The following is a 23,555-nucleotide window of genomic DNA, read 5'->3' on the forward strand; positions in this document are numbered from 1 at the left end:
GGCCGGCGATGTCCGGCGACGACCAGTCCGGCGCGGTCCCGGCCGCCACCGAGCGCAGGGCGGGGCAGCGCGGCCGCCGCGACGCCCGGCACCCGGCGCTGCGGCGGGTCGTCCGCGTCCGGCCCACGCGCCGCGGCCTGGCCCTGCTCGTCGCGGGCCTGGTGCTCGTCACGGTCGGCACCCTGCTCGACCTGCCCGACGTCGTGGGCCTCGGCGCCGCCGCCGTGCTGGCCGTCCTCCTCTCCTGGGCGCTCATGGGGGTGCAACGCCTCGACGCCGGTCGGGGGGCGCTCGTGGTCACGCGCGAGCTCACGCCGAACCCCGTCGTGCGCGACCAGACGGCCACGGTGCGCCTGGTCGTCGGCGCCCGCGCACGCACGGGCGCCGCCTACGAGCGGCTGGCCCGCCTGCGGCTGTCCGAGCAGGCCGCGCACGAGCTGGCGGGGCCGCACGGCATCCGCGCCCGGGTGACGGCGCACGCGGACCGCATCGCGGTCTCCTACGCGCTCACCCCGTCCCGCCGGGGCCGCTGGGCCCTCGGCCCGCTGCTCACCACGCGCACCGACGTCTTCGGGCTGGTCCGCACCACGCAGCCGCTCGGCGCCGCGACCCGCGTCGCGGTGTGGCCCCGCACCGTCGGCCTGCCGACGCGCACGAGGGTGCTCGGCGACGTCGAGCGCGCGGCCACCGGCGCACGGCTGGCGTCCACCGACGACTCCGTCCTGCGCGAGTACGTCTCCGGCGACGACCCCCGCCGGGTGCACTGGGCGGGCTCCGCGCGCCAGGGCCGGCTCATGGTCCGGGCGGACGAGAGCGCCGGCGTGCGGCCCGTGACCGTGCTGTTCGACCGGGCGCTGCTGCCGCCGCCCGTCGACCCGCGCACCGGCGTCTGGCCGTCCACCCGCGGCTCCCGCACGCACGCCGAGGGCGAGCTCGCCGTCGAGCTCGCGGCCTCCGTCGCGACGTCGTTCCTCGACGCCGGCCACCCCGCGCGCCTGGTGCCCACCGGCTCGGGCCCCGCGCCCGTCCCCTTCGCCGCCGGCGCGCGCACCGGCCGCGCGACGGTCCTCGACCAGGCGGTCGACCTGCGCGGGCACCGCGGGGCCGCCGACGCCGAGCGCGCCGTCCTGCAGACGGTCCGCGCCCTGCGCGCCTCGCGCTCGCAGGAGGAGATCGTCGTCGCCGTGCTGGGCCCCCAGCCGGAGGCCGCGTTGCGCGACGTGGCCGAGCTCGGCGTCGAGGGCACCTGCTGGGCGCTCGTCGTGGCGCCGGCCGAGGCCCGGGACCCCGGTGCGGCGCCGGCGGGAGAGACGGTCGGCGCGCTGCGCGCCGCCGGCTGGCGCGTGGCCACCTGCCCCCCTGGCACGGCGCCCGACCGCGCCTGGGCGCTCCTCGCGGAGGGGGCAGCATGATCCCCGCCCACGCGGGCCCGACGGCCCGCACCGTCGCCTCCGGGGTCCTGGTCGCCGTGGCGGTCGCCGCCTCGATGCTCTCGCTCACGAGCATCGTGCTGCCGGGCGGCTGGACCCGCGCGGCCCTCCTCGGCATCGTCCTCGTCAGCGCGACGACGGTCACGTCCCGGGTCACGATCGAGCGGCGGGCCCGCGCTCGAGGGCTGCGCACCAAGGAGTCCGGCTCCGCCTGGCCCAGCGTGCTGGGCGGCGTCGTCGCCGCCTGGTTCGTCCTCGCGCGGTACGGCGGCCCCACCGCCGACCCCACCTTCGTGGTCACCCCGGAGCACCTGTCGCGCGTCGTGGCGCGGCTCGGCGAGGCCGGGGAGATCGCCCGGTCGGAGGTCGCCCCCGTGACGGGCAGCGTCCCCATGGGCCTGCTCACGGTCGGCGGCACGCTGCTCGTGCTGCTGCTCGCCGACGCTCTCGCGGGCGCGCTGCGCCGTCCCGCGGCGGTCGGCCTGCCGCTCCTCGCCCTCTGGGCCCCGCCGCTCGTGCTCGCGGGACGAGTGCCGTGGGGCGTGTTCGTCGTGACCGTCGCGGCCCTGCTGCTGCTCCTCACGCTCGACGGCCCGCTGGTCGCCCGGGCGCGACGGGCCGAGCGCACGCCCGCGCCCGTGCGGCGCGCCGAGCGGTCCCGCGCCGTCGCGACGACCGCCGGGGCCGTCGTCCTCACCGTCGTCGCCGGCCTGGTCGGTACGGCGTCCGCCGCGCTCCCCGGCGGGCCCGCGGGCTGGTACCGCACCTTCACGACCACGGGCGACACCATCCGCCTCGCCGAGGACCTCGACATCCTGCGGAGCCTGACCGAACGGTCCCGCTCCGTCGTCCTGTCCTACGACACCGGTTCCGACGCCGACGTCGGGCCGTTGCGCAGCTACACCGCCACGGCCTTCGACGGGCGCCGGTGGCAGCGCGGGGAGGAGCGCGGCGGCAGAGACTTCGGCGACGGAGACGTCCTGTGGCCCGACGACCCGCCGTCCGGCGAGACCGCCGTCCGGACGGTCGCCCTCGACGTGGGCGAGCTCCGCGACGACAAGCTGCCCATCAGCATCGACCCCCGTCAGGTGGCCACGGACGGCGGCGGGTGGGGCTACGACCCCGCCAGGGACGAGGTGGTCGGGGGGCTGACGGCCGCGGGCGACTCCTACACCCTCACGGTGCACGAGCGGGACCTCGACCCCGCCACCCTCCGGGGGGCACCGGCGGCCGACCTCGACGAGGTCTACACCCAGGTGCCCGACACCGCGCACGCGGGCGACGTCGAGGCGGCCGCGCGCGAGGCCGTGGGCGACGCCGACACCGCCTACGACCAGGCCGTCGCCCTCCAGCGCTGGCTGCGCGACCCCACCCGCTTCACGTACTCGACGACCATCCCCCGCGGCGGCACGGGAGACCCGGTCTGGGACTTCCTGCAGCACCGCACGGGCTACTGCATCCAGTTCGCGACGACCATGGTGGTCATGGCGCGGTCGCTCGGCATCCCCGCGCGCCTCGCGGTCGGGTACCTGCCCGGCGACCGCACCGGCGAGACCGCCTGGCAGATCACGGGGCAGGACTCGCACGCCTGGCCGGAGATCTACTTCCCCGGCAGCGGCTGGGTGCGCTTCGAGCCCACGCCCGCCCAGCAGACGGGGAGCCCGCCCGCCTACACGATGCCGCGCGTGCAGGGCGACCCGGCCGCGGCGCCCACGGCCAACGACCTCCGCGAGCGGCAGCCCACGGCGGGAAGCACCTCGACCGACGACGAGGCGACGCCGTCGGCCTCGTCCGCCGCCGCGGTCACGCCCGTCGTCGACACCGGCCTCCCCGGCTGGGTGTGGATCACCGCGGGCAGCCTCGTCGTCGTCCTGGTGGGCGGCCTGGTGCTGCTGCTCGCCCGACGGCGCCGTGCGTCGCAGGAGCTCGACCCCGAGCTCGCCTGGCAGCAGGTGCTCGCGGCCCTCGCCGCCGAGGGCGTCCGGCTACCGCCGGCCACCACGCTCCGCCGCGCGCCGGACGTCATCGCGACGGCCGTGACCGCCCGGACCGGCCGCGAGCTCGCCCCAGCGGTGCGCGAGGACCTCGCCGCGCTCGCAGGGGCGGCCGAGGCCAGCAGGTACGCGCGGGAGCCCGTCGCGCCCGAGCCCGACGAGCTCGAACGGCTCACGACGGCGGTCGCCTCCGGGCTCGGTGAGACCCTGTCGACACGGTGAGCCCGGCGACGGTCGCGGGTCCGCCAGGACGAGCCCGCCCGCCCCGGGGGTGATGGACCACCAGCGCGGTGCGTCTTTGGACGCGCGTGCCGACGACCGACGAGCCCGCCCTGTCCTCGGGACAGGGCGGGCTCGTGGTGCCTGCGGTGAAGCGGTGCGTGCGACGAGGCGCCGCAGTGGGTCGCTGCTCGGCGGTTCAACGACCCTGGCGGTTCAACGGCCCTGGTCGCGTCGCCGCTCCCAGCGCTCCTCGAGACGGGCGAGGAAGCCCTCCTTCTTCGCCGCGGGCGCCGCCTGCGGGGCGGTGCGGCCCGGACGCGCGCGGTCCGGGTTGGTCGCCGGGTCGACGGTGCCGTCCGGCCGGACCACACCCGTGGGCCCCGACCGGCGCGGGGCCGCGAACGCGTAGGCGACGCCGGCGAACATCAGGACGAAGCCGACGACACCGACCCAGGCCTGCGACGTGGCAGCACCGACCACGAGCAGCAGCAAGCCCGCGACGACTCCGACGCCGGCCAGGACATAACGCAGGGGCGACCGGCGGCGCGCCTGCTGCAGGGTGTTGGCCAGACGGGGATCGTCGCTGCTCAGCGCGCGCTCCATCTGCTCCAGCACTCGCTGCTCGTACTCGGACAGTGGCATCGAGTCCCCCCGGGGATCGAGGTGGAACGGTAACGCCTTCAGGATATGCCCGCGCCGCCCGGCACGGTAGTCGACGAGGGTGAACCTCGGCGGCGACCCGACGCCGCACCCAGGCTGATCGCCGATCGGCCGAACCGCTCACGCACCGCGTCCAGCGCGAGCTCGGCCTCACGGCGGGCCTCCTGACGCGGATCCACGGCCTCGTCGAGGGTCACCTGCTCGGCGAGACCGGACCTGACCTGCAGGTTCTCGCCGCGGACGCCGACCAGCCGCACGGGCAGACCGCGCAGGTCCGCCGCACCCAGCAGCTCGCGTGCGACGAGGAAGATCGCGCGCGCCACGTCGGTCGGGCCGTCGAGCGTGCGGGACCGGGTCAGGGTCCGGAAGTCGGAGGTACGGACCTTGATCGACACCGTGCGCGCGACCACGCCCTGGTGCCGCAGCCGGGCCGCGACCCGGTCCGCGAGCTCGAGGACGCGCTGCTCCACCGCGCCCAGGTCCCACAGGTCGCGCTCGAACGTGGTCTCGGCCCCGACGCTGCGCTCCTCGTGACCCGGGACGACCGGCCTCGGGTCGCGCCCCCACGCGAGGTCGTGCAGGTGCGCCCCGGAGACCGACCCGACCGCCGCCTGCAGCGTCGGCACGTCAGTGTCCGCGAGCTGGGCCACGGTCGTGATGCCCCAGCGCGCCAGGGCGGCCTCCGTCTTTTCACCCACCCCCCAGAGCGCGCCCACCGGCAGCGTGCGCAGGAAGGGCACCGTCGCGTCCGCCGGCACGAGCATCATCCCGTCCGGCTTCGCGTGGGTGGACGCCAGCTTGGCCACGAACTTGTTGCGCGCGATCCCGACGGAGCACGTGATCCCGTGCTCGGCACGGACCTGCTCGCGCAGCCTCGCCCCGATCACCGTCGGGGCGCCGAGCCGACGACGGGCCCCGCTCACGTCGAGAAAGGCCTCGTCGACCGAGATCCGTTCCACCAGCGGCGTGATCGTGGCGAGGATCGCCATGACCGACTCGGACACCTCGTGGTACAGCGTGTGGTCGGGCGGCACCACGACGGCCTGCGGGCACAGCCGCAGACCGGCGGCCATCGACATCGCGGACCGCACGCCGAAGGCCCGGGCCTCGTAGGTCGCCGCGAGCACGACACCCCGCTCCCGGCCCCCCACGATCACGGGACGTCCTCTCAGCTCGGGGCGGCGAGCGAGCTCGCAGGACGCGAAGAACGCGTCCATGTCGACGTGCAGCACGGAGGTGCCCGACTCGTCGGCGCCCCAGTCCCGGAACGCCTCCGCAGACCGCGGACCGCGGCTCACGAGGCCGCCGGAGCGACGGCGAGCGGACGCGCGAACCCGGCGCGCGGGTCGACCAGGAGGCCGACCTCGTCCCGGAAGTCCTCCGCGCACGCCACGAGCTCGGCCGCCCGGCGGGCGTCGACGTCAGGCTCGAGCCCCGCCTCGACCGCCGCCCGGACCCGGGCACCAGAGGCGAAGTACCCGGACCATGCGGCGAGGTCGGGCTCCACGAGCGCCAGCATGTCCCAGACCGAGCGCGCCCGGCTCCGGACCGACGGGCGTCCGCGCAACGCGACGACGGCGGCCGCCGCGCGCAGCGCAGCCAGGTGGGCGTGGACGAAGCGCTCGGCGGGGTCCGTCGCCGTCGCGGCCGCCGCGAGCTCCGCGTCGGAGCGATCGAGGAGCCGGGTCACCTCGGGGCTCGGGGGCAGCACCGCGCCCCCACCGACATGACCTGCTCGGCCGGCATGGCCCCGACCGCTCGTCGGACCGGCAGATCTCGTGCGAGCCGACATCCTGCACCTCCCGTGCTCCGCGGTTCCCCGCGCCCGTCCAGTGTCGAACACCTGTTCGAACCTGTCAACCGTCGGACTCCCAGTCCGCCCCGCCCCTCGGAGCGGCGAGACTGGTCGCATGTCCCGCTCCTCCCGAGGCGGATCGCGCCCCGAGCGCCGGTCCGGTCGACGCCACCCAGCATCCCCCGACACACCGACACTCCCCGACGAGGAGGTGCCGATCGACACGGGCACGGCGCGCGTCGAGCGCGACCCGGACCACCCCGACCGCGTGACGCTGCACGTCAACGGCGTGCCGAGCTCCGCCCTCGACCTCGACGACCCCGGCTTCCTCGCTTTCGAGTACATGCAGCAGATGGCCGCCGTGCTGGCGGGGATGCCCGACGGCCCGCTGCGGGTGCTGCACCTCGGGGCGGCCGGGTGCGCCCTCGCGCGGCACGTCGAGCACGAACGACCGGACTCGCGCCAGCTGGGCGTCGACGTCGACGCCCGCCTCCTCGAGCTCGTGCGGTCGTGGTTCGCGCTGCCGCGCTCGCCCCGACTCCGGCTGCGGGCCGACGACGCCGGCCACGCCCTCGCGTCCCTGGCGCCGGGCTCGTTCGACGTCGTCGTGCGCGACGTCTTCGCGGGCGACCGCACGCCCGACCACCTGGCCGACGACGCGTTCGCCGCGGCCGCGCACCGCGTGCTGCGGCCCGGCGGCGTCCTGCTGGCGAACTGCGCGGACCGCCCCCCGCTGTCCCTCGCGCGCCGGGAGACGGCGACGCTCGCCGAGGCGTTCGGGCCCGACGCGGCGGCCGACGGCCGGCTCGGGGTCGTCGCGGAGCACGCCGTCCTCAAGGGGCGCCGGTACGGCAACGTGGTGCTCGTCGCGGTCAGGGCCGTACCCGACGACGCCCGCGACGGGTCCGGCGAAGACGCCGCCGACGAGGTCGACCTGCACGACGCCGGCCTCGCGCGCCGGCTGCGCAGCCTGCCCGTCCCGGCGCGGCTCCTCGTCGGGGGCGAGCTCCGGAAGTTCACCGGGGCCTGACCCGGCGCTGGCGAGCGGCGGGCCGAGGGACGGACTCCCCGGTCACGACGACGGCCGCGCCCCGGGGACGCGGCCGTCGTCAGGCGTGCCGGGTGCTCAGAGCGGCACGACCTGCTCCGCCTGCGGGCCCTTGGGGCCCTGGGTGATCTCGAACTCGACCCGCTGGGCCTCGTCGAGGGTGCGGTACCCCTGCGACTGGATCGCGGAGTAGTGCACGAAGACGTCGGCCCCGCCGTCGTCCTGCGCGATGAAGCCGTAGCCCTTCTCCGAGTTGAACCACTTCACAGAACCTTGCGCCATGCTGATCCTTCGACCTTCCGTCACAACGGGCACGAGCGGGCCGGGCGGCCACCCGTCGTTGCAGGCCGCACCGCCGGTTCGTGCGAAGGAGCGCCTCTGCAACGCGGTCAGTGTGGCACGGACCACACCGACGTGCCACGGATATGCCGCGGAAGCCGCGCATCGGCCATTCAGGGCGGGGCCTGCGCGATGCGTCAGTCGTCGTCCTGCCGGGCCAGGAAGCGCTCGAACTCCGCGCCGAGCTCGTCGGCCGTGGGCAGGGGGGCCTGCTCGGCCAGGAGGCTCGGCCGCCCCACCGACCTCGTGAACGCGTCGTACTGCTCCTCGAGCGCCTTGACGACGGCCTTTACCTCGCCCGACTCCCCCACCTGCTTCTCGACCTCGATGGTCGCGTCCGCCGCGGCCTCCGCGAGCCGGCCCGTCGCCAGGTCCAGGCCCGTGGCGCGCTCCACGTGCCGCAGCGCGACGACCGCCGCCGGCGCGTAGCGCGACTGGGCGAGGTAGTGCGGCACGTGCACGGTGAAGCCGATCGCGTCGTGCCCGGCCTCGCCGAGCCGGTACTCCAGCAGAGCCGCGAGCGAGCCGGGCACCCGCACGGTGCCGAAGAACGACGTGTAGTCCTCCACCAGGCCGGGACGCGTGCCGTGCGCCGTCAGCGACAGCGGCCGGGTGTGCGGCACGCCCATCGGGATGCCGTGGAAGCCGACCGTCAGGGAGACCTCGAAGCGCTCCACGAGGCCCTTCACGGCCGCGACGACCCGCTCCCACTGCAGGTCCGGCTCCGAGCCGTGCAGCAGCAGGAAGCCGGTGCCCTCGCGGTCCGCGACGTGGTCGATCGCGAGGTAGGGCTCGTCGTACGCGGACCACCGGTCGGCGTCGAACGTCATCCCGACCCGCTTCGAGCGGTAGTCGAGGAGCTGGTCGACGTCGAAGGTCACCAGGCGCGTGGTCGTCAGCTCCTCGGTGACGTGCTCCACGGCGATCTCGCCCGCGGAGCCGGCGTCGACGAACCCGTCGAGCGCGTGCAGCAGCACGGGCCCGGTGCCGACCGACGGCGCGTCGGGCCCGTGGTGGGGCAGGACGCTCTCGACGGCGGCCTCGTCGACCTCGTAGATGCTCTGCGGGTCCAGCAAGGGGTTCCTCCTCGGTTCTCCGGCTCGCGCCGACGGGCTCGCGCCCGCACGAGTGTCAACCGCGCCCCGCCCCGGATCCTTCCCGGCCCGTGGGCCGCCGCTCCACGGCCCGCTCAGCGGTGGGGCAGCCGCACCACCGTGACGAAGAAGTCGTCGATCTGGCGGACCACCTGGATGAACCGGTCGAAGTCCACGGGCTTTGTCACGTAGGCGTTCGCGTGCAGCGAGTAGGACCGAAGCACGTCCTCCTCCGCCTCGGAGGTCGTGAGCACGACCACGGGGATGTGCTTGAGCCGCTCGTCCGCCTTGACCGCCGCGAGCACCTCGCGGCCGTCCATGCGGGGCAGGTTGAGGTCCAGCAGGATGAGGTCCGGCGTCGGCGCCTGGGCGTGCTCGCCCTCCTTGCGCAGGAACGCCATCGCGCTCACGCCGTCCGCCACGACGGACAACCGGTTGGCGACCTTGTGCTCCTCGAACGCCTCGCGGGTCATGAGCACGTCGCCCGGGTCGTCCTCGACGAGAAGGACCTCGATACCCGTCTGCTGGTCCGTCATGCCCGCTCCCTCGTCGTCGAACGCCCGGTCGGGGCGCGCCCCTGCCGTACCTTCTGCAGCATCGTCGCAGGTCAGCGACGTCTGCCGAGCCTAACCGACGATGACGTCGGTCGCCTCGTCACGGTCCGGGAGGGTCCACCGCACCGACGTCCCGCCGCCGGGGGCCGGCTCCAGCCAGACCCGCCCGCCGTGGTGCTCGACCACCCGCTTGACCAGCGCGAGCCCGATGCCGGTGCCCGAGTAGACGTCCTTGGGGTGCAGCCGCTGGAAGATGACGAAGACGCGCTCGGCGTACTGCGGGTCGATGCCGATGCCGTTGTCGGTGCAGGACAGCTCCCAGCCGGGCTCCGGCCCCTCGACCCGCCGCGCCGACACGTGCACGCGCGGCGGACGGCCAGGGTCCCGGAACTTCACGGCGTTCCCCACGACGTTCGCCAGCAGCATCGTCAGCAGCGCCTTCTCCCCCCGGACGACGGGCAGCGGGTCGTGCGTGACCTCCGCGCCCGCCTCGACGATCCGGCGCTCCTGGTCGTGCCGCACCTGCTCGAGCGCCCGCTCGAGGTCGACGTCCTCGGGCTCGCTGCCGGAGCGCCCCACGCGCGAGAAGCTCAGGAGGTCCTGGATGAGCCGCTGCATGCGGCGCGCGCCGTCGACGGCGAAGGCGATGTACTGGTCCGCCCGCTCGTCCAGCTGCTCGCCGTACCGCTTCTGGAGCAGCTGGGTGAAGCTCGCCACCTTGCGCAGCGGCTCCTGCAGGTCGTGCGAGGCCACGTAGGCGAACTGCTCGAGGTCGCGGTTCGAGCGCTCCAGCTCCTGGTTGGAGCGGGCCAGCTCGCGCGCCTGCTCGGCGAGCTGGGCGTGCGCGCGCTCCGTCTCGCCGTGCGACGCGCGCACCTCGGCCACCTGCTGCACCAGCTCGCGGCGCATGTGCTCGACGTCGGCCGCGAGCGCCGCGACCTCGCCGGTGCCCTCGACCCGGATCTCGTGCTCGTGCTCCCCCGTGCTGGCGGCCCGCACCGAGTCCGCGAGCCGAGCCAGGGGCCGCGTCACGCCCCGCTGCAGCGCGCGCCACATGAACAGGCCCATGACCACCACGAGCAGGACGAGCACGATCACCACGACGAGCAGGGTGAGGTTCCACGCGTGGGCCGCGTCCATCGCCTCGTCGCCGGCGCCCACCCGCAGCAGCACCAGCGAGCGCTGGATCGCGACGAGCGCGACGGCGAGCGCGAGCAGCAGCACCGCGCCGACGATGAGCAGCAGCCGCAGGACGACGTCGTGCAGCGGGCGCTCGCGCCTCACGGGCGCGCCCACTCGGCCGAGTCCGCGAGGGTCGAGGACCGCTCCCCCAGGTAGGGCGTGTCGTGCCCGGTCCACCCGACGACGAGCAGCGCCGCGTCGTCGGTGAGCGGGCCGCCGTGCAGCGCGCGCACGCGTCGCAGCACGCGCTCGACCACGCCGACGATGCCCTGCCGCTCGAGGTCGTCTCGCACCAGCTCGTGCAGCCCGGACTGCCCGAGGCGCGGCACCCGGCGCCGCAACGGACCCACGCGCGTGGGTCGCTCGCCGTGCAGCGCGACGAGCCCGAGCGCGTCCTTGCCCAGGCCGTCCAGCACCGGCTCCGCCGCCGCGTCGGGGACGCCGCCGTGCCGCACCTCCGCCTCCACGAGCCCGTCGGTGTAGAGCATGAGCGCGAAAGGGCCGTCGAGCGCGATCCGCCGCGGTTCCCACCCGCCGTCGACGGGGACGCCGAGCGCCCGCCCCCGACCGGTGGGCGGCAGCAGCTCGCAGCGCAGGTCCCCGACCGGCCCCGTGATGAGCAGCGGCGGCAGGTAGCCCGCCAGGTAGAGGTCGATCCCGGAACGGTCGGGGGCGACGACCACCTGACAGAGGGTCACGAAGACCTCCGGCCGTGCCCGCTCGGTGAGCAGCACGCGCTCCAGGTGCTCGAGGATGCGCTCGGGCGGCGTGCCGGTGAGGACGAGGGTGCGCCAGGCGGTGCGCAGGGTCGCCCCGAGCGCCGCCTCGTCGGGGCCGTGGCCGGCGACGTCGCCCACGACGGACAGCACGGACCCGTCCGGCCGCTCCACGGTGTCGAAGAAGTCGCCGCCGAGCAGGCCGCCGCCGCCCGGCAGGTAGCCGACCATCACCGAGACGCGCTCGTCGCCGACCAGGGGCTTCGGCAGCAGGGCCCGCTCGAGCCGCGCGGTCTCCTCGGCCCGCACCGCGCTGCGGTAGAGCGCACGCTGCTGTGCCGCGGACCGGCGCCGCTGGAGCGCGTAGCGCAGCGACCTGCCGAGGAGCCCCGAGTCCGTCTCGCCCTTGACGAGGTAGTCGTCGGCCCCCGCGGCCACCGCCTGCAACCCCTGGTCGCCGCCGGTCAGGCCCGTGAGCACCACGAGGGCGGGCACGTCGTGGACGCGCTCGGCGACCTCGCGCAGCCGCGACACCGCCGTCAGCCCGACGGCGTCCGGCAGCCCGAGGTCGAGCAGGACGCAGTCGACCCCCGGTGCGCCGCCGGGCCGGGAGAGGGCGTCCACGGCCTCCGCCACGGACCGGGCGCGCCGCAGCACGACCGTGACCTCGGCGTCCTCGAGCAGCTCGGTGACGAGCAGCGCGTCCCCGTCGTCGTCCTCCACCAGGAGGACAGTGGCGGCCGCGTCCTCGGCGGGTCCGTCGGACCCGGATCGCAGGACGTCGCCGCTGCTCATGGGCCTGATCCTAGCCCCGGCCCTCCGCTCCGGGCAGGTGTCCGGGGCCCGGCGCGTCGCCGCCCGGCGCCGGACGGTGCCCGCGGGCGGCCCCGGCATCTGCAATGATGGTCCGCCGCCGGGGCCGCACCGTCGTCAGAGCGCGGCCCGAAGGACGCTGGGGAGGATGCGTGGCAGGCAGGCAGGACGAGCTGGCACGCGAGCAGGAGGTCGTCGACGGCCTCTACGCCCGACTGGACGAGCTGCGACGCGCGACGCGCGACCGGCTCGCGGAGGTCCGGCGCTCGGGGCCGTCGGGGTCGCCGCAGAACCGGAGCGAGCGGGACGCCTTCGCCACCCTCTACGAGGACCGCGTGGCCCAGCTCGACGCCGTCGAGGACCGGCTCGCGTTCGGTCGCCTCGACCTCGACGACGGCGACACCAGGTACGTGGGACGCCTGGGTCTCGCGGACGCCGAGCACCGGTCGCTGCTCACGGACTGGCGGGCGCCGGCCGCGACGCCGTTCTACCGGGCGACCGCCCTCCACCCCGCCGGGGTCCGCCGTCGCCGGCACCTCGTGACGACCGGACGCGCGGTCACCGGGCTCGAGGACGAGGTGCTCGACCTCGACGCCCTGGCGGACGGCGCCGAGGGCGGCGACGGCTCCCTCGCCGCGTCGACCCTCTCCGGCGAGGGCGCCCTCCTCGCCTCGCTGGCCGCGCGCCGCACGGGTCGGATGACCGACATCGTCGCGACGATCCAGTCCGAGCAGGACCGCATCATCCGTGCCGAGCTCGCCGGCGCGCTCGTCGTGCAGGGCGGCCCCGGCACGGGCAAGACCGCCGTCGCCCTGCACCGCGCCGCGTACCTCCTGTACGCGCACCGTCGCGTGCTCGAGCGCAGCGGCGTCCTCCTCGTGGGCCCGAGCCGCGCCTTCCTCCGGTACATCGACCAGGTGCTGCCCTCGCTCGGCGAGACCGGCGTCGTCGCGACCACCGTGGGCGAGCTGCTGCCCGGCGTCCGGGCCGACCTGGCCGACACCCCCGCCGCCACCGAGATCAAGGGGCGTCTGGTGTGGCGCGACGTCGTGCGCCGCGCCGTGCGCGCCCGCGAGCGCGTCCCGGAGCGCGACGTCCGCTTCCGGCTCGAGGGGTACGACCTCGTCGTGCGCCGCCGCGACGTGCGCGACGCGATCGGCCGCGCGCGCCGCACGCACAAACCGCACAACGAGGCCCGCGCCGCCTTCGTGCGCGACATGCTCGCGCGCCTCGTGGACCAGTACCGCGCCGCGGCCGACACCGAGCTCGCCCCCGAGGACGTCGCGATGGTCACCGAGGACCTGCGCTCCCACCGGGACGTGCGGGTCGCCCTCAACCTCGCCTGGTTCCCGATCAGCCCCGAGAAGCTCGTCGCCGACCTCTTCGCCAAGCCGCACCGGCTGGCGGAGGCCGCGCCCGAGCTGTCCGCGAGCGAGCGAGCGGCCCTCCGGCGCGACCCGGACGCACCGTGGACCGAGGCCGACGTCCCCCTGCTCGACGAGGCCGCCGAGCTGCTCGGCGAGGACGACTCGATCGCCAGGGCCGAGGCCCGGGCGCGCGCCGCCGAGCGCGCCGCGGAGCTGGAGTACGCCCGGTCCGTGCTCGAGTCCACCGGCGCGGGCGGCGGCCTGGTGGACGCCGAGACGCTGGCCTCCCGGTTCGAGTCCACCGGGCCGCGGCTGACGACCGCGGAGCGCGCCGCGGAGGACCGGACCTGGACGTACGGCCACGTGGTCGTCGACGAGGCGCAGGAGCTCTCCCCCATGGCGTGGCGGATGCTGGTGCGCCGCGTGCCCACGCGCTCGATGACGATCGTCGGGGACGTCGCGCAGACGTCGTCGCCCGCGGGCGCCCGGTCGTGGGCCCGTGCGCTGGACCCGGTGCTCGGCGACTCCTGGCGCCTGGAGGAGCTGACGGTCTCCTACCGCACCCCGGCCGCGGTCGCGGACGCCGCGCAGCGGATGGCCGCGGAGGCCGCGCTCCCCGTCTCGCCGCTCACCGCCGCCCGGCAGGTCGACGGCGCGCTGGAGCTCACGCGGGTCACGCCGTCGGGTCCCGCGCGTCCGGTTCTGGTCCAGGAGGTCGTGGACCACGCCGTCTCCCTCGCGGGCGAGTTCGTCGGCTCCGACGGCGCCGGACGGGTGGCGGTGGTGGCCGCGGCCGACCAGGTCGAGGCGATCCGGGTCGCCGTCGAGTCCGCCCTGCCCGACGCCCTCGGGCCGGACGAGGGCGCGCGCCTGCTCGCCCAGCGCCCGGAGGACGCCCAGGTGAGCGTGCTCGACCCGCGCGCGGCCAAGGGGCTGGAGTTCGACGCCGTCGTGCTGGTCGAGCCGGCGGCCGTCGCGGAGGGTCCGGGCGGGGCGTCGGACCTGTACGTCGCGATGACGCGCCCCACCCAGCGCCTCGTCGTCGTGCACGAGCGTGCCCTCCCCGCCGGCATCGTGGAGCTCGTCGCGGCGTGACGCAGGAGGTGGCACCGGACATCGCCACCGGACATGGCACCGCAACGGTGAGACGCGTTTGTCGGCGCGGGCCCGCACGGCGCACCATGGCCTCGTGCTGCGAGCCCTCCTTCTCGAGAACGTCCACCCCGTCGCTGCCCAGAATCTTCGTGATGCGGGCATCGAGGTCGTCACGCGCCCCGGCGCGCTCGACGAGTCCGAGCTGATCGAGTCCCTCGCGGACTTCCAGATCCTCGGCATCCGGTCCAAGACCACCGTCACCCGCAAGGTCCTGGAGAGCGTCCCCGGCCTGCAGGCCGTCGGCACCTTCTCCATCGGCACCAACCAGATCGACCTCGAGGCCGCCGCGGCCCACGGCGTGGCCGTGTTCAACGCGCCCTACTCGAACACGCGCTCCGTCGTCGAGCTCGCGATCTCGGAGATCATCGCCCTGACGCGTCGCCTCACGGTGCGCGACAAGGCGCTGCACGACGGTGTCTGGGACAAGACGGCGGAGGGCTCGCACGAGGTGCGGGGCCGCACGCTGGGCATCATCGGCTACGGCAACATCGGCTCCCAGCTGTCGGTGCTCGCCGAGAACCTCGGCATGCGGGTGGTCTTCTACGACACCGCCGAGAAGCTCGCCCTCGGCAACGCGCACCGCGTCGAGACCATCGAGGAGCTGCTCGCCGCGGCCGACGCCGTGACGATCCACGTGGACGGGCGGGCGGGCAACGCCGGCCTCTTCGGGGCGGACCTGTTCGCCGGCATGAAGCCCGGCGCGATCTTCCTCAACCTGTCGCGCGGCTTCGTCGTGGACGTCGAGGCGCTGCGGGAGCACATCCGCTCCGGGCACCTCGGCGGCGCGGCCGTCGACGTCTTCCCGACCGAGCCGAAGAAGCGCGGCGACGGCTTCACGTCGCCCCTGCGCGGCCTGCCGAACGTCATCCTCACCCCGCACGTCGGCGGCTCGACGGAGGAGGCCCAGGAGGCGATCGGCGAGTTCGTCTCCAAGAAGCTGCGCGACTTCGTGGCGACCGGGTCCACGACGCTGTCCGTGAACCTCCCGAACCTCCAGCTCGCGCACACGGGCGTCGGCCGCATCATGCTGCTGCACCGCAACGTGCCCGGCGTCCTCGCCCGCGTGAACCAGGTCTTCGCCGACCACGGCGCCAACATCGAGGCGCAGATGCTCGCGACGCGCGGCGAGATCGGCTATGTGGTGACCGACATCTCGGACGTCACCCAGCGCGGCGCGTCGGCCAAGCTGCAGGCCATGGACTCGACGATCCGCCTCCGCATCCGCGACGCGTTCGAGCGGCCCGAGTTCCCGCCGGGGCCCGCCGCCGGCTGACACCCACCCGGCACCGCACGGCGCACGCGCCGCACGCGCGAAGGGCGGCCCCGGTTCCCCGGGGCCGCCCTTCGCGCGTCGGTCGGTGCTCAGCCCGACTTGCGGCGGAACATCTTCTGCACGGGCCCGGTCGTCTCCGAGCCGTGCACCTGGCCGGTGTTGCCGTCCTTGCCGGCGGTCGGGTGGCTGGCGGCGTTCTTCTTCTCCAGCGCCTCCCGGAAGCGCGCCTTCGTGTCCTCGGAGGGCTTCGCCCTGGAGTCGTCCGTCATCGCGGTCACCTCGTCGTCCGTCGGGGTGGGTGTGCTCGCGCGGCGGGGCCACGCAGCACCTGGTGCCGTCCAGCATGCCCCGGGCCGTCACCCGGCGCCAGGGCATTTCGCCCGGACCGGGCGACCCGGGCGTCAGGCGGTCGTGCCGCCGCTCCCGGCGGTGGCGCGCTCGTCCCGCTCCGCCCGCAGCGAGCTGATCGCCGACTCGAAGTCCTCGAGGGACTCGAACGACTGGTAGACGCTGGCGAAGCGCAGATAGGCGACCTCGTCCAGCTCGCGCAGCGGCCCGAGGATCGCCAGGCCGACCTCGTTCGCCTCGATCTCCGGCCGGCCGGAGGCGCGCAGGGTCTCCTCGACCTTTTGCGCGAGGACGGCGAGGTCGTCGGCGCTCACCGGCCGGCCCTGGCAGGCCTTGCGCACGCCCGCCACCACCTTGTCCCGGCTGAACGGCTCGGTCACCCCGGAGCGCTTGGCCACCGACAGGCTGGCCGTCTCGATCGTGGTGAACCGGCGCTGGCACGCGGGGCACTGACGCCGGCGACGGATGGACGAGCCGTCGTCGGAGGTGCGCGAGTCGACGACTCGCGAGTCCGCGTGGCGGCAGAACGGGCAGTGCATCGCTGGTCTCCTGCGCTCGGCTCCGGACCGGCGCCCGGCTGCCCGACAAGGTAAGCGGCGGGCGACCGTCCGCGCAAGCAGGATCCCCCGCGGCGGGGCCGATCCTCGCCGTCAGTCCAGCGGGAGCACCACGACCTGCCCGGTCTGGAGCTCCGCCGACGTCAGCCCGTTGAGGTCGCGGAGCTCGGCGACCACGTCACGCAGATCCTCGCCCGTGTCACGCACCTGCTGCGCGTACTGCCAGAGGGTGTCGCCGGGCGCCACCGTCTGGAGCCGGACCTCGACGCCCGTGCCCGGCGACTCGGCGACGGCGCGCTGGCCGAACAAGCCCGCTCCCACGAGCACGAGGAGCACGAGGGCCGCGACCACCACCCGGCCCCTGCGGGTGAGTCGGAGCCCTCCGAGCCCGAGGAAACCGTGCGCGTCGCTGGTGCTGCGTGCGTTCTGCATCGTCCTGCCTCCGGTCCACGCGGTGCCGCCCGGGGCGGCCGCTCCGTCGAACGTCTGTTCGTCGAACACCTGTACGTCGAACTGCTGTACTAGGTGTACCACGTCCCGGCGACACGGTCGAGGCCCGATCGAACAGATGTTTGATGTCGGGCCGGAACTGGCTTAGAGTGGCCGACAGCGCGATGGAAGGTTTGTCGGATTTCATCGGCCCGCCCACGGGCCGCGCCCTGCAGGACGGAGAACGCGATGACCAGCGGACGGGACCAGGCCCCGGCGTCCACGACGACGGCGACGCCATGGGCTGCCCAGGACGAGACCCTCGACGGCGCGGCCACGACGACCGCCGGCGCCTCGACGACCGCGCTGGCGTCGGTGAGCGAGCTCTCGCCGTCGTCCGACCGCCTCACGCCCCGCCAGCGGCGCGTGCTCGAGACCATCCGCAGCTCCGTCGAGGCACGTGGCTACCCGCCGACCATGCGCGAGATCGGCGAGGCCGTGGGCCTGGCGAGCCCGTCCTCGGTCAAGCACCAGCTCACCACGCTCGAGCGCAAGGGCTACCTGCGCCGCGACCCCAACCGGCCGCGCGCGATCGAGGTCGTCGACCCCGAGGCACCCGCCATCGACAGGGCCGCGCCCGAGGCAGACCCCGCCCCGGGGTACGTGGCGGGGTCGCTCGCCGCGTCCGACGCGCAGCCGGCTCAGGCCCCGTCCTACGTCCCGCTGGTCGGCAGGATCGCCGCCGGAGGCCCCATCCTCGCGGAGCAGGTCGTCGAGGACGTCTTCCCGCTCCCCCGGCAGGTCGTCGGCGACGGCGACCTGTTCCTGCTCAAGGTCGCGGGCGACTCGATGGTCGACGCCGCGATCTGCGACGGCGACTGGGTGGTCGTGCGCAGCCAGCCCGTCGCCGAGAACGGCGAGGTCGTCGCCGCGATGATCGACGGCGAGGCCACGGTCAAGACCTTCAAGCAGGCCGACGGGCACACCTGGCTGCTGCCGCAGAACGCCGCCTACTCCCCCATCCCGGGCGACGAGGCGCAGGTGCTCGGCCGGGTCGTGGCGGTGCTCCGCAGCCTCTGAGTACCGCCGGTGCGGCCCCGGGCCGTCAGAACCCGAGGCGCTGCTGCACGGCCCGCATGCTCTCGGCCGACGCGCGCAGCCCGGCGACCTCGTCGTCCGACAGCGGGGTGTCGATCGTCTCTGCCACGCCCCGGCGGCCGACGAGCGACGGTACCGACAGGCAGACGTCGCTGATGCCGTAGAAGTCGTCCAGGCGCGAGGACACGTTCATCACGCGGTGCTCGTCGTTGAGCACCGCCTCGATGATCCGGGTGGCCGCCAGGCCAACCGCGTAGTTGGTGGCCCCCTTGCCGGCGATGACGCGGTAGGCGGACTCCACGACGTCGGTCGCGATGCGCCGCCGGGCAGCCTCGTCCAGGGGCGGGTGCCCCCGGAACGGCCGCCAGTCCAGGAGGGGCACGCCGGCGATCGTCGCGGAGCTCCACAGCACGATCTCCGAGTCGCCGTGCTCGCCCGCGATGTTCGCGTGCACGTTCCCGACCGCCACCCCGCAGTGGCGGGCCAGCGCGTCGCGCAGCCGCGACGAGTCGAGGACGGTCCCGCTGCCGAACACCCGCCCCCGGGGCAGGCCGCTGATCTCCTGCGCGGCGTAGGTGACGACGTCGACCGGGTTGGTGACCATGAGGAACACGGCGTCCGGGGCCACCTCGAGGAGGCCCGGCAGGATGGACCGCGTGAGGCCGACCGTCGCCTCGGCCAGGTCGAGGCGGCTCTGTCCGGGCTTCTGCTTGGCCCCCGCCGTCACCGCGACGATGTCGGCGCCGCGGCAGACCTCCACGTCGTCCGAGCCGTCGATCTCGGCCTGAGGGATGAACATGCCCCCGTGCCGGAGGTCGAGCACCTCGGCCTCGACCTTCGCGCGGTTGACGTCCAGGAGGGCGACGGACCGGGCCGCGCCCCGGGCCAGCGCCGCGTACGCGAGGGTGGAGCCCACCGCGCCCGCTCCGACGATCGCGAGCTTGGTCGTCCTGCGTGTCTCGTCCACGGCCCCACGCTAGGTGTCGAGGCGCCGGAGCGCAGCGCGGACGAGTTCCCCGTCCGTGGTCGGCCAGAAGTCGGGCATGGAGCGGGTGAGGAAGGACCCGTAGCGGGCGGTCGCGAGGCGCGGGTCGAGCACGGCCACGACGCCGCGATCCTCGCCCGTGCGCACGAGCCGGCCGGCGCCCTGCGCGAGGAGCAGCGCGGCGTGCGTGGCTGAGACCTGCATGAACCCGTTGCCGCCCACCTGCTCCACCGACCGGGCCCGCGCCGCCTTCACCGGGTCGTCCGGGCGCGGGAACGGGATCCTGTCCACGAGCACCAGCTGGCAGCTCGGGCCCGGGACGTCGACGCCCTGCCACAGCGAGAGGGTGCCGAAGAGGCAGGTCGCGGGATCGTCGGCGAACGCCTTCACGAGGGTCGGGAGCTGGTCGTCGCCCTGGCACAGCACGGGGACGTCCAGCCGCTCGCGCATCGCCTCCGCGGCGGCCGTCGCCGCCCGGCGGGAGGAGAACAGCCCGAGCGTCCTCCCCCCAGCGGCCTCGATCAGCCCGGCGATCTCGTCGAGCTGGGCATCGGTCGTCGGCTCACGTCCGGGCGCCGGCAGGTGCCGCGCCACGTACAGGATCCCCTGGCGCGGGTAGTCGAACGGGCTGCCGACGTCGAGCCCCGCCCAGTCCGCGGTCTCGTCGGAGCCCCCCGAGCCCGCCAGGCCGAGCGACCGCGCGACCGGGTCGAAGGTGCCGCCGAGGGTGAGCGTCGCCGAGGTGAACACGCCGGTCGCCTCGCCCAGCAGGTGCGTGCGGATCAGCCCCGCCACCGCGAGCGGCGCGGCATGCAGCCGCGTCACGCCGTCGCCCGCCCACGGCGCGTTCTCCGGCGGGCGCGAGCACCACAGCACGTCCGCCGTCGTGTCCTCCGCCGCCATCCTCTCGGCGACCTCGAAGAGCTGCAGGACGGCGGACTGCGCCATCTTCGTGCCGGCGTCCGGCGCCTCCTGCCCCTTCCCCGCGCCCTGGGGCTTGAGCCGGGTGAGAAGCTCGCGCGCCGCGTCGCGCACGGCGCCCACCGCGGCGCGCAGGTCGTCGGGGAGGCCGAGGGGGAACCGCTCCGCGGGCGCCGTGGCGAGCAGGTTGCCCAGGCGCTGCGACGCGGCGTCGAGCGCCTCGGTCTCGGTGCCGCCGTGCCGACGCGCGAGGCGTGCGGCGTGCTCCACCACCGTCAGGGAGAGGTCGACGGTGGCTGCCGCCGTCACGCGCTCGGCGAGCTCGTGCGCCTCGTCGACGACGACGGCGTCGTGCTCGGGCAGCACGCCCGGGTTCCCCGAGACGGCGATGCCGAGCATCGCGTGGTTGGTGACGACGACGTCCGCGTCCCGGGCCGCCGCGCGCGCCCGCTCGGGGAAGCACTCCGCCAGGAGCGGGCAACGCTGCCCCAGGCACTCCAGCGCGGTGACGGACACCTGGCGCCAGGCCTTGTCGGGGACCCCGGGCACGAGGTCGTCCCGGTCGCCCGTGTCGGTCTCGTCGGCCCAGGCGTGCAGCCGGCGCACGTGGTCGGCCAGCGTCGCGGTGTCGTCGGCGCGCCCGCCGCGTCCGCGGGGGCCGGGCGGCGCCGGGTGCTGCTCGGCGGCCGCGCCCTCGCCGGGGCCGGGGTCGGCCGGGAGGTCGAAGAGCGTCGCGCCCTCGACCGGGTAGCCCCCGGTCACCTTGTGCTTGCACAGGTAGTTGTGCCAGCCCTTGAGCAGCGCGACCTTGGGAGGGCGGGGCAGCTTCGGCCCCACCGTCTCGGCGACCAGCGGCAGGTCGCGCGTGACCACCTGGCGCTGCAGCGCCAGGGTCGCGGTGGAGACGATGACGCGCCTGCCGTCGACGACCGCGTGCCGCACCGCCGGGACGAGGTACGCGAGCGACTTGCCCGTCCCGGTGCCCGCCTGCACCAGCAGGTGCCGGCCCTCGTCGACGGCCTCGGCCACCGCCTCCGCCATGCGGCGCTGACCCTCCCGCCGTCCGCCGCCGAGGGCCCCCACCGCCAGGTCGAGGAGCTGCGGGGCGTCGGGGGCGTCGGCGGAGGTCACCCGTCGATCCTAGGGCGCCCCGCCGACCGTCCGGGGCGCCGCCCACAGTCGGGTCGCCGACCGGTGGGCGGCGACCACGGCGGGCGGTCAGCCCCCGACGGCGGCGGCCTTGAGCTCGGCCGCGAGAGCCTCGTCCACGCGACCGCGCAGGCGGGTGCCCTCGGCCAGGTGCTCCTCGGCGACCGACCCGCCGGCCTCGTGCACGCGGTGGACCAGGTCGCCGCGGGAGTACGGGACGACCAGGTCGATCTCGACGTGCGGCTGGGGCAGCTCGGCCGCGATGAGCTCCCGCAGCTCGGCCATGCCCTCGCCGGAGTGCGCGGACACGACGACGCTGCGCCGCTCGCGACGCTGCACCCGGCCGACGACGGCCGGGTCGGCGACGTCGGCCTTGTTGAGCACGACGACCTCGGGCACGTCCGCGATCCCGGGGATCTCGGCGAGCACCTCGCGCACCGCGGCGATCTGGCCCTCGGGGTCCGGATGGGAGGCGTCGACCACGTGCAGCAGCAGCGCGGCGTCGCCCACCTCCTCGAGCGTGGACCGGAACGCCTCGACGAGCTGGTGCGGCAGGTGCCGCACGAACCCGACGGTGTCCGTGAAGGTGTACGGGCGGCCGTCCTCCGTGCGGGCCTTGCGGACGGTCGGGTCCAGCGTCGCGAACAGGGCGTTCTCGACGAGGACGCCCGCGTCGGTGAGCGCGTTGAGCAGCGACGACTTCCCGGCGTTGGTGTAGCCGGCGATCGCTACGTTCGGCACGCCGTGCCGCTTGCGGTCCAGACGCTTGGTCTCGCGCCCGGGCGCCATGGCGGCGATCTCGCGGCGCAGCTTGGCCATCCGGTTGCGGATCCGGCGCCGGTCCAGCTCGATCTTCGTCTCGCCGGGGCCGCGGGATCCCATGCCGGCGCCCTGGCCGCCCACCTGGCCACCGGCCTGGCGGGACATCGAGTCGCCCCAACCGCGCAGGCGCGGCAGGAGGTATTCGAGCTGGGCGAGCTCGACCTGGGCCTTGCCCTCCCGCGACTTGGCGTGCTGGGCGAAGATGTCGAGGATCAGCGCGGTGCGGTCGACCACCTTGACCTTGACGATGTCCTCCAGCGCGCGGCGCTGCGACGGGGCCAGCTCGGTGTCGGCCACCACGGTGTCGGCGCCGACGGACGCGACGACGTCGGCGAGCTCGGCCGCCTTGCCGGACCCGAGGTACGTGCCCGGGTCGGGCTTCTGACGACGCTGCAGCAGCCCGTCGAGCACCTGCGAGCCCGCGGTCTCGGCGAGCGCGGCGAGCTCGCGCAGCGAGACCTCCGCCTCGCGGGCCGCGGCCTCGCCGCCGGAGTACAGGCCGACGAGCACCACGCGCTCCAGGCGGAGCTGGCGGTACTCGACCTCGGTGACGTCCTCGAGCTCGGTGGAGAGCCCCGCGACGCGGCGGAGCGAGATGCGCTCCTCGAGGTCGAGCTGGTCGCCGTCGTGGGCGGTGTGCACCGTGGCGCCCTCGGACCGCGCCGTCCCGGCCCGTGCGAGCACCCGGGCGACGACGTCCTGCGCGATCGCCTGGGCGTCGCGCTCGGCCTCGCGGCGCGCGTCCGCCGAGGTCTCGGCGCCGGAGGCCCCGGCGGTCTCGTCGGCCTGCGGGGTGTCGGGGTTGGTCGGGGTGTGGGTCAAGGTGTGCCTCTCGGGTCGGGGTCGGCGGTCCGGCCGCCATAGGGGTACAACAAGGGTCCCACGCGAGACAGTCCCGGTGGAGAGTTTTTCCCGCGCGGGCCCGTCCGGCAGTTCTGCGGGCCGGGCGCCGGAGACGACGCCGGAGGCGACGCCCGGGACCTAGGATCGCGGGGTGAGCGAGCAGCCCGACCACTACTTCACCGCGCAGCCGGCCTCCGCCGCCGAGCGCCGTCGCGCCGTCGTCGAGCTCGCCGGCCGGGAGGTCGAGGTGGACGTCGCCTCCGGCGTCTTCTCCCCCGGCGGCGTCGACAAGGGGACGCGCGTGCTGCTGCGCGAGGTGCCCGCCCCGCCCGCCTCCGGCGACCTGCTCGACCTCGGCTGCGGCTGGGGACCCCTCGCCCTCACGATGGCGCTCGCGTCCCCCGGGGCGACCGTCTGGGCGGTGGACGTCAACGAGCGTGCGCTCGACCTGCTCCGCTCGACCGCGGCGCGCCTCGGGCTGGAGAACGTCCGCGCCGTGCGCGCCGAGGACGTGCCGGACGGCGTGCGGTTCGCCGCGATCTGGTCGAACCCCCCCATCCGCGTCGGCAAGGCCGTGCTGCACGACCTGCTGCGCGCCTGGCTCCCCCGGCTGTCCCCGGACGCCGCGGCGTGGCTCGTGGTGCAGAAGAACCTGGGATCCGACTCGCTGGCGCGCTGGATCGAGGCCGAGCTGGGCCGCGGCGTCGAGCGGGCGTCGTCGTCCAAGGGCTTCCGCGTGCTCCGCGTCGACTGACCCGCGA

Annotated in this window: 21 protein-coding genes; 7 read left to right on the top strand and 14 right to left on the bottom strand. The window is 75.3% G+C overall.

Annotated features, from left to right (window positions below; all coding sequences use genetic code 11):
* The first annotated feature begins 8 nt into the window (after positions 1–8).
* Positions 9–1,412 (top strand): DUF58 domain-containing protein, encoded by a 1,404-nt coding sequence (locus ACQP6G_RS00355; protein WP_429762189.1) that lies wholly within the window; start codon positions 9–11, stop codon positions 1,410–1,412.
* The gene (locus tag ACQP6G_RS00360; RefSeq protein ID WP_429762190.1) at positions 1,409–3,646 is read left to right on the top strand and encodes a transglutaminase TgpA family protein; all 2,238 of its coding nucleotides are present in this window, start codon (positions 1,409–1,411) and stop codon (positions 3,644–3,646) included. The genes ACQP6G_RS00355 and ACQP6G_RS00360 overlap by 4 nt, the downstream gene beginning before the upstream one ends.
* Before the next feature lie 213 nt (positions 3,647–3,859).
* Here ACQP6G_RS00360 and ACQP6G_RS00365 read toward each other — a convergent pair whose 3' ends face one another.
* Genes ACQP6G_RS00365 through ACQP6G_RS00375 form a run of 3 tightly spaced genes read right to left on the bottom strand, consistent with a single transcriptional unit; the run spans position 3,860 to position 6,017 of the window.
* Positions 3,860–4,288, bottom strand: a complete 429-nt coding sequence (locus ACQP6G_RS00365; protein ID WP_429762191.1) for a DUF3040 domain-containing protein — start codon at positions 4,286–4,288, stop codon at positions 3,860–3,862.
* Between the two features lie 38 nt (positions 4,289–4,326).
* A complete protein-coding gene (locus tag ACQP6G_RS00370; RefSeq protein ID WP_429762192.1) occupies positions 4,327–5,604 on the bottom strand; it encodes a DNA polymerase IV in 1,278 nt (425 codons plus the stop codon).
* On the bottom strand, positions 5,601–6,017 hold the full coding sequence (locus ACQP6G_RS00375; protein WP_429762193.1) for an SAV_6107 family HEPN domain-containing protein: 417 nt from the start codon (positions 6,015–6,017) through the stop codon (positions 5,601–5,603). The genes ACQP6G_RS00370 and ACQP6G_RS00375 overlap by 4 nt, the downstream gene beginning before the upstream one ends.
* A gap of 295 nt (positions 6,018–6,312) precedes the next feature.
* Here ACQP6G_RS00375 and ACQP6G_RS00380 point away from each other — a divergent pair, with 295 nt between their 5' ends.
* Positions 6,313–7,131 carry a spermidine synthase gene (locus ACQP6G_RS00380; RefSeq protein WP_429762194.1) on the top strand — a complete coding sequence of 273 codons (819 nt, stop codon included), beginning with the start codon at positions 6,313–6,315 and terminating at the stop codon, positions 7,129–7,131.
* A 96-nt stretch (positions 7,132–7,227) separates the two neighbouring features.
* Here ACQP6G_RS00380 and ACQP6G_RS00385 read toward each other — a convergent pair whose 3' ends face one another.
* From ACQP6G_RS00385 to ACQP6G_RS00405, 5 genes are all read right to left on the bottom strand, one after another.
* Positions 7,228–7,431, bottom strand: a complete 204-nt coding sequence (locus ACQP6G_RS00385) for a cold-shock protein (protein WP_429762195.1) — start codon at positions 7,429–7,431, stop codon at positions 7,228–7,230.
* 194 nt (positions 7,432–7,625) lie between these two features.
* Positions 7,626–8,564 carry a proteasome assembly chaperone family protein gene (locus ACQP6G_RS00390; RefSeq protein WP_429762196.1) on the bottom strand — a complete coding sequence of 313 codons (939 nt, stop codon included), beginning with the start codon at positions 8,562–8,564 and terminating at the stop codon, positions 7,626–7,628.
* A gap of 113 nt (positions 8,565–8,677) precedes the next feature.
* Positions 8,678–9,118: a response regulator gene (locus ACQP6G_RS00395; RefSeq protein ID WP_429762197.1), complete on the bottom strand. Its 441-nt coding sequence runs from the start codon at positions 9,116–9,118 to the stop codon at positions 8,678–8,680.
* 90 nt (positions 9,119–9,208) lie between these two features.
* Positions 9,209–10,420, bottom strand: a complete 1,212-nt coding sequence (locus ACQP6G_RS00400; RefSeq protein ID WP_429762198.1) for a sensor histidine kinase — start codon at positions 10,418–10,420, stop codon at positions 9,209–9,211.
* The gene (locus tag ACQP6G_RS00405; protein ID WP_429762199.1) at positions 10,417–11,829 is read right to left on the bottom strand and encodes a PP2C family protein-serine/threonine phosphatase; all 1,413 of its coding nucleotides are present in this window, start codon (positions 11,827–11,829) and stop codon (positions 10,417–10,419) included. Before ACQP6G_RS00405 ends, ACQP6G_RS00400 begins: the two co-directional genes overlap by 4 nt.
* A 170-nt stretch (positions 11,830–11,999) precedes the next feature.
* Here ACQP6G_RS00405 and ACQP6G_RS00410 point away from each other — a divergent pair, with 170 nt between their 5' ends.
* Both ACQP6G_RS00410 and serA read left to right on the top strand, forming a co-directional pair.
* Positions 12,000–14,309, top strand: a complete 2,310-nt coding sequence (locus ACQP6G_RS00410) for a HelD family protein (protein ID WP_429762200.1) — start codon at positions 12,000–12,002, stop codon at positions 14,307–14,309.
* Between the two features lie 94 nt (positions 14,310–14,403).
* Positions 14,404–15,642 carry a phosphoglycerate dehydrogenase gene (gene serA, locus ACQP6G_RS00415; protein ID WP_429762201.1) on the top strand — a complete coding sequence of 413 codons (1,239 nt, stop codon included), beginning with the start codon at positions 14,404–14,406 and terminating at the stop codon, positions 15,640–15,642.
* A gap of 89 nt (positions 15,643–15,731) precedes the next feature.
* On the opposite strand, the gene ACQP6G_RS00420 is transcribed toward serA, so the two are convergent.
* The 3 genes from ACQP6G_RS00420 to ACQP6G_RS00430 form a co-directional block, all read right to left on the bottom strand.
* Positions 15,732–15,911 (bottom strand): DUF5302 domain-containing protein, encoded by a 180-nt coding sequence (locus tag ACQP6G_RS00420; RefSeq protein ID WP_429762202.1) that lies wholly within the window; start codon positions 15,909–15,911, stop codon positions 15,732–15,734.
* Between the two features lie 132 nt (positions 15,912–16,043).
* Positions 16,044–16,529, bottom strand: coding sequence for a transcriptional regulator NrdR (nrdR, locus tag ACQP6G_RS00425; protein ID WP_429762203.1), 486 nt, complete (start codon positions 16,527–16,529; stop codon positions 16,044–16,046).
* Between the two features lie 111 nt (positions 16,530–16,640).
* The gene (locus ACQP6G_RS00430; RefSeq protein ID WP_429762204.1) at positions 16,641–17,048 is read right to left on the bottom strand and encodes a LysM peptidoglycan-binding domain-containing protein; all 408 of its coding nucleotides are present in this window, start codon (positions 17,046–17,048) and stop codon (positions 16,641–16,643) included.
* 177 nt (positions 17,049–17,225) lie between these two features.
* On the opposite strand from ACQP6G_RS00430, the gene lexA reads away from it, so the two are divergent.
* Positions 17,226–18,056, top strand: coding sequence for a transcriptional repressor LexA (lexA, locus tag ACQP6G_RS00435; protein ID WP_429762205.1), 831 nt, complete (start codon positions 17,226–17,228; stop codon positions 18,054–18,056).
* Between the two features lie 25 nt (positions 18,057–18,081).
* On the opposite strand, the gene ACQP6G_RS00440 is transcribed toward lexA, so the two are convergent.
* From ACQP6G_RS00440 to hflX, 3 genes are all read right to left on the bottom strand, one after another.
* A complete protein-coding gene (locus ACQP6G_RS00440) occupies positions 18,082–19,041 on the bottom strand; it encodes an L-lactate dehydrogenase (RefSeq protein WP_429762206.1) in 960 nt (319 codons plus the stop codon).
* Between the two features lie 9 nt (positions 19,042–19,050).
* Positions 19,051–21,111 carry an ATP-dependent DNA helicase gene (locus ACQP6G_RS00445; RefSeq protein WP_429762207.1) on the bottom strand — a complete coding sequence of 687 codons (2,061 nt, stop codon included), beginning with the start codon at positions 21,109–21,111 and terminating at the stop codon, positions 19,051–19,053.
* A gap of 87 nt (positions 21,112–21,198) precedes the next feature.
* Positions 21,199–22,773: a GTPase HflX gene (gene hflX / locus ACQP6G_RS00450; RefSeq protein WP_429762208.1), complete on the bottom strand. Its 1,575-nt coding sequence runs from the start codon at positions 22,771–22,773 to the stop codon at positions 21,199–21,201.
* A gap of 172 nt (positions 22,774–22,945) precedes the next feature.
* Here hflX and ACQP6G_RS00455 point away from each other — a divergent pair, with 172 nt between their 5' ends.
* On the top strand, positions 22,946–23,548 hold the full coding sequence (locus ACQP6G_RS00455) for a class I SAM-dependent methyltransferase (protein ID WP_429762209.1): 603 nt from the start codon (positions 22,946–22,948) through the stop codon (positions 23,546–23,548).
* Positions 23,549–23,555: the final 7 nt, after the last annotated feature.

The organism is Isoptericola nanjingensis (assembly GCF_050311635.1).
GTDB lineage: Bacteria > Actinomycetota > Actinomycetes > Actinomycetales > Cellulomonadaceae > Isoptericola > Isoptericola nanjingensis.

What these genes read in the sequence shown, in the direction of transcription:
- ACQP6G_RS00355 (WP_429762189.1), top strand. Translation starts at nt 9, where the DNA reads ATGTCCGGCGACGACCAGTCCGGCGCGGTCCCGGCCGCCACCGAGCGC.
- ACQP6G_RS00360 (WP_429762190.1), top strand. Translation starts at nt 1,409, where the DNA reads ATGATCCCCGCCCACGCGGGCCCGACGGCCCGCACCGTCGCCTCCGGG.
- ACQP6G_RS00365 (WP_429762191.1), bottom strand. Translation starts at nt 4,288, where the DNA reads ATGCCACTGTCCGAGTACGAGCAGCGAGTGCTGGAGCAGATGGAGCGC.
- ACQP6G_RS00385 (WP_429762195.1), bottom strand. Translation starts at nt 7,431, where the DNA reads ATGGCGCAAGGTTCTGTGAAGTGGTTCAACTCGGAGAAGGGCTACGGC.
- ACQP6G_RS00395 (WP_429762197.1), bottom strand. Translation starts at nt 9,118, where the DNA reads ATGACGGACCAGCAGACGGGTATCGAGGTCCTTCTCGTCGAGGACGAC.
- ACQP6G_RS00405 (WP_429762199.1), bottom strand. Translation starts at nt 11,829, where the DNA reads ATGAGCAGCGGCGACGTCCTGCGATCCGGGTCCGACGGACCCGCCGAG.
- ACQP6G_RS00420 (WP_429762202.1), bottom strand. Translation starts at nt 15,911, where the DNA reads ATGACGGACGACTCCAGGGCGAAGCCCTCCGAGGACACGAAGGCGCGC.
- nrdR (WP_429762203.1), bottom strand. Translation starts at nt 16,529, where the DNA reads ATGCACTGCCCGTTCTGCCGCCACGCGGACTCGCGAGTCGTCGACTCG.
- lexA (WP_429762205.1), top strand. Translation starts at nt 17,226, where the DNA reads ATGACCAGCGGACGGGACCAGGCCCCGGCGTCCACGACGACGGCGACG.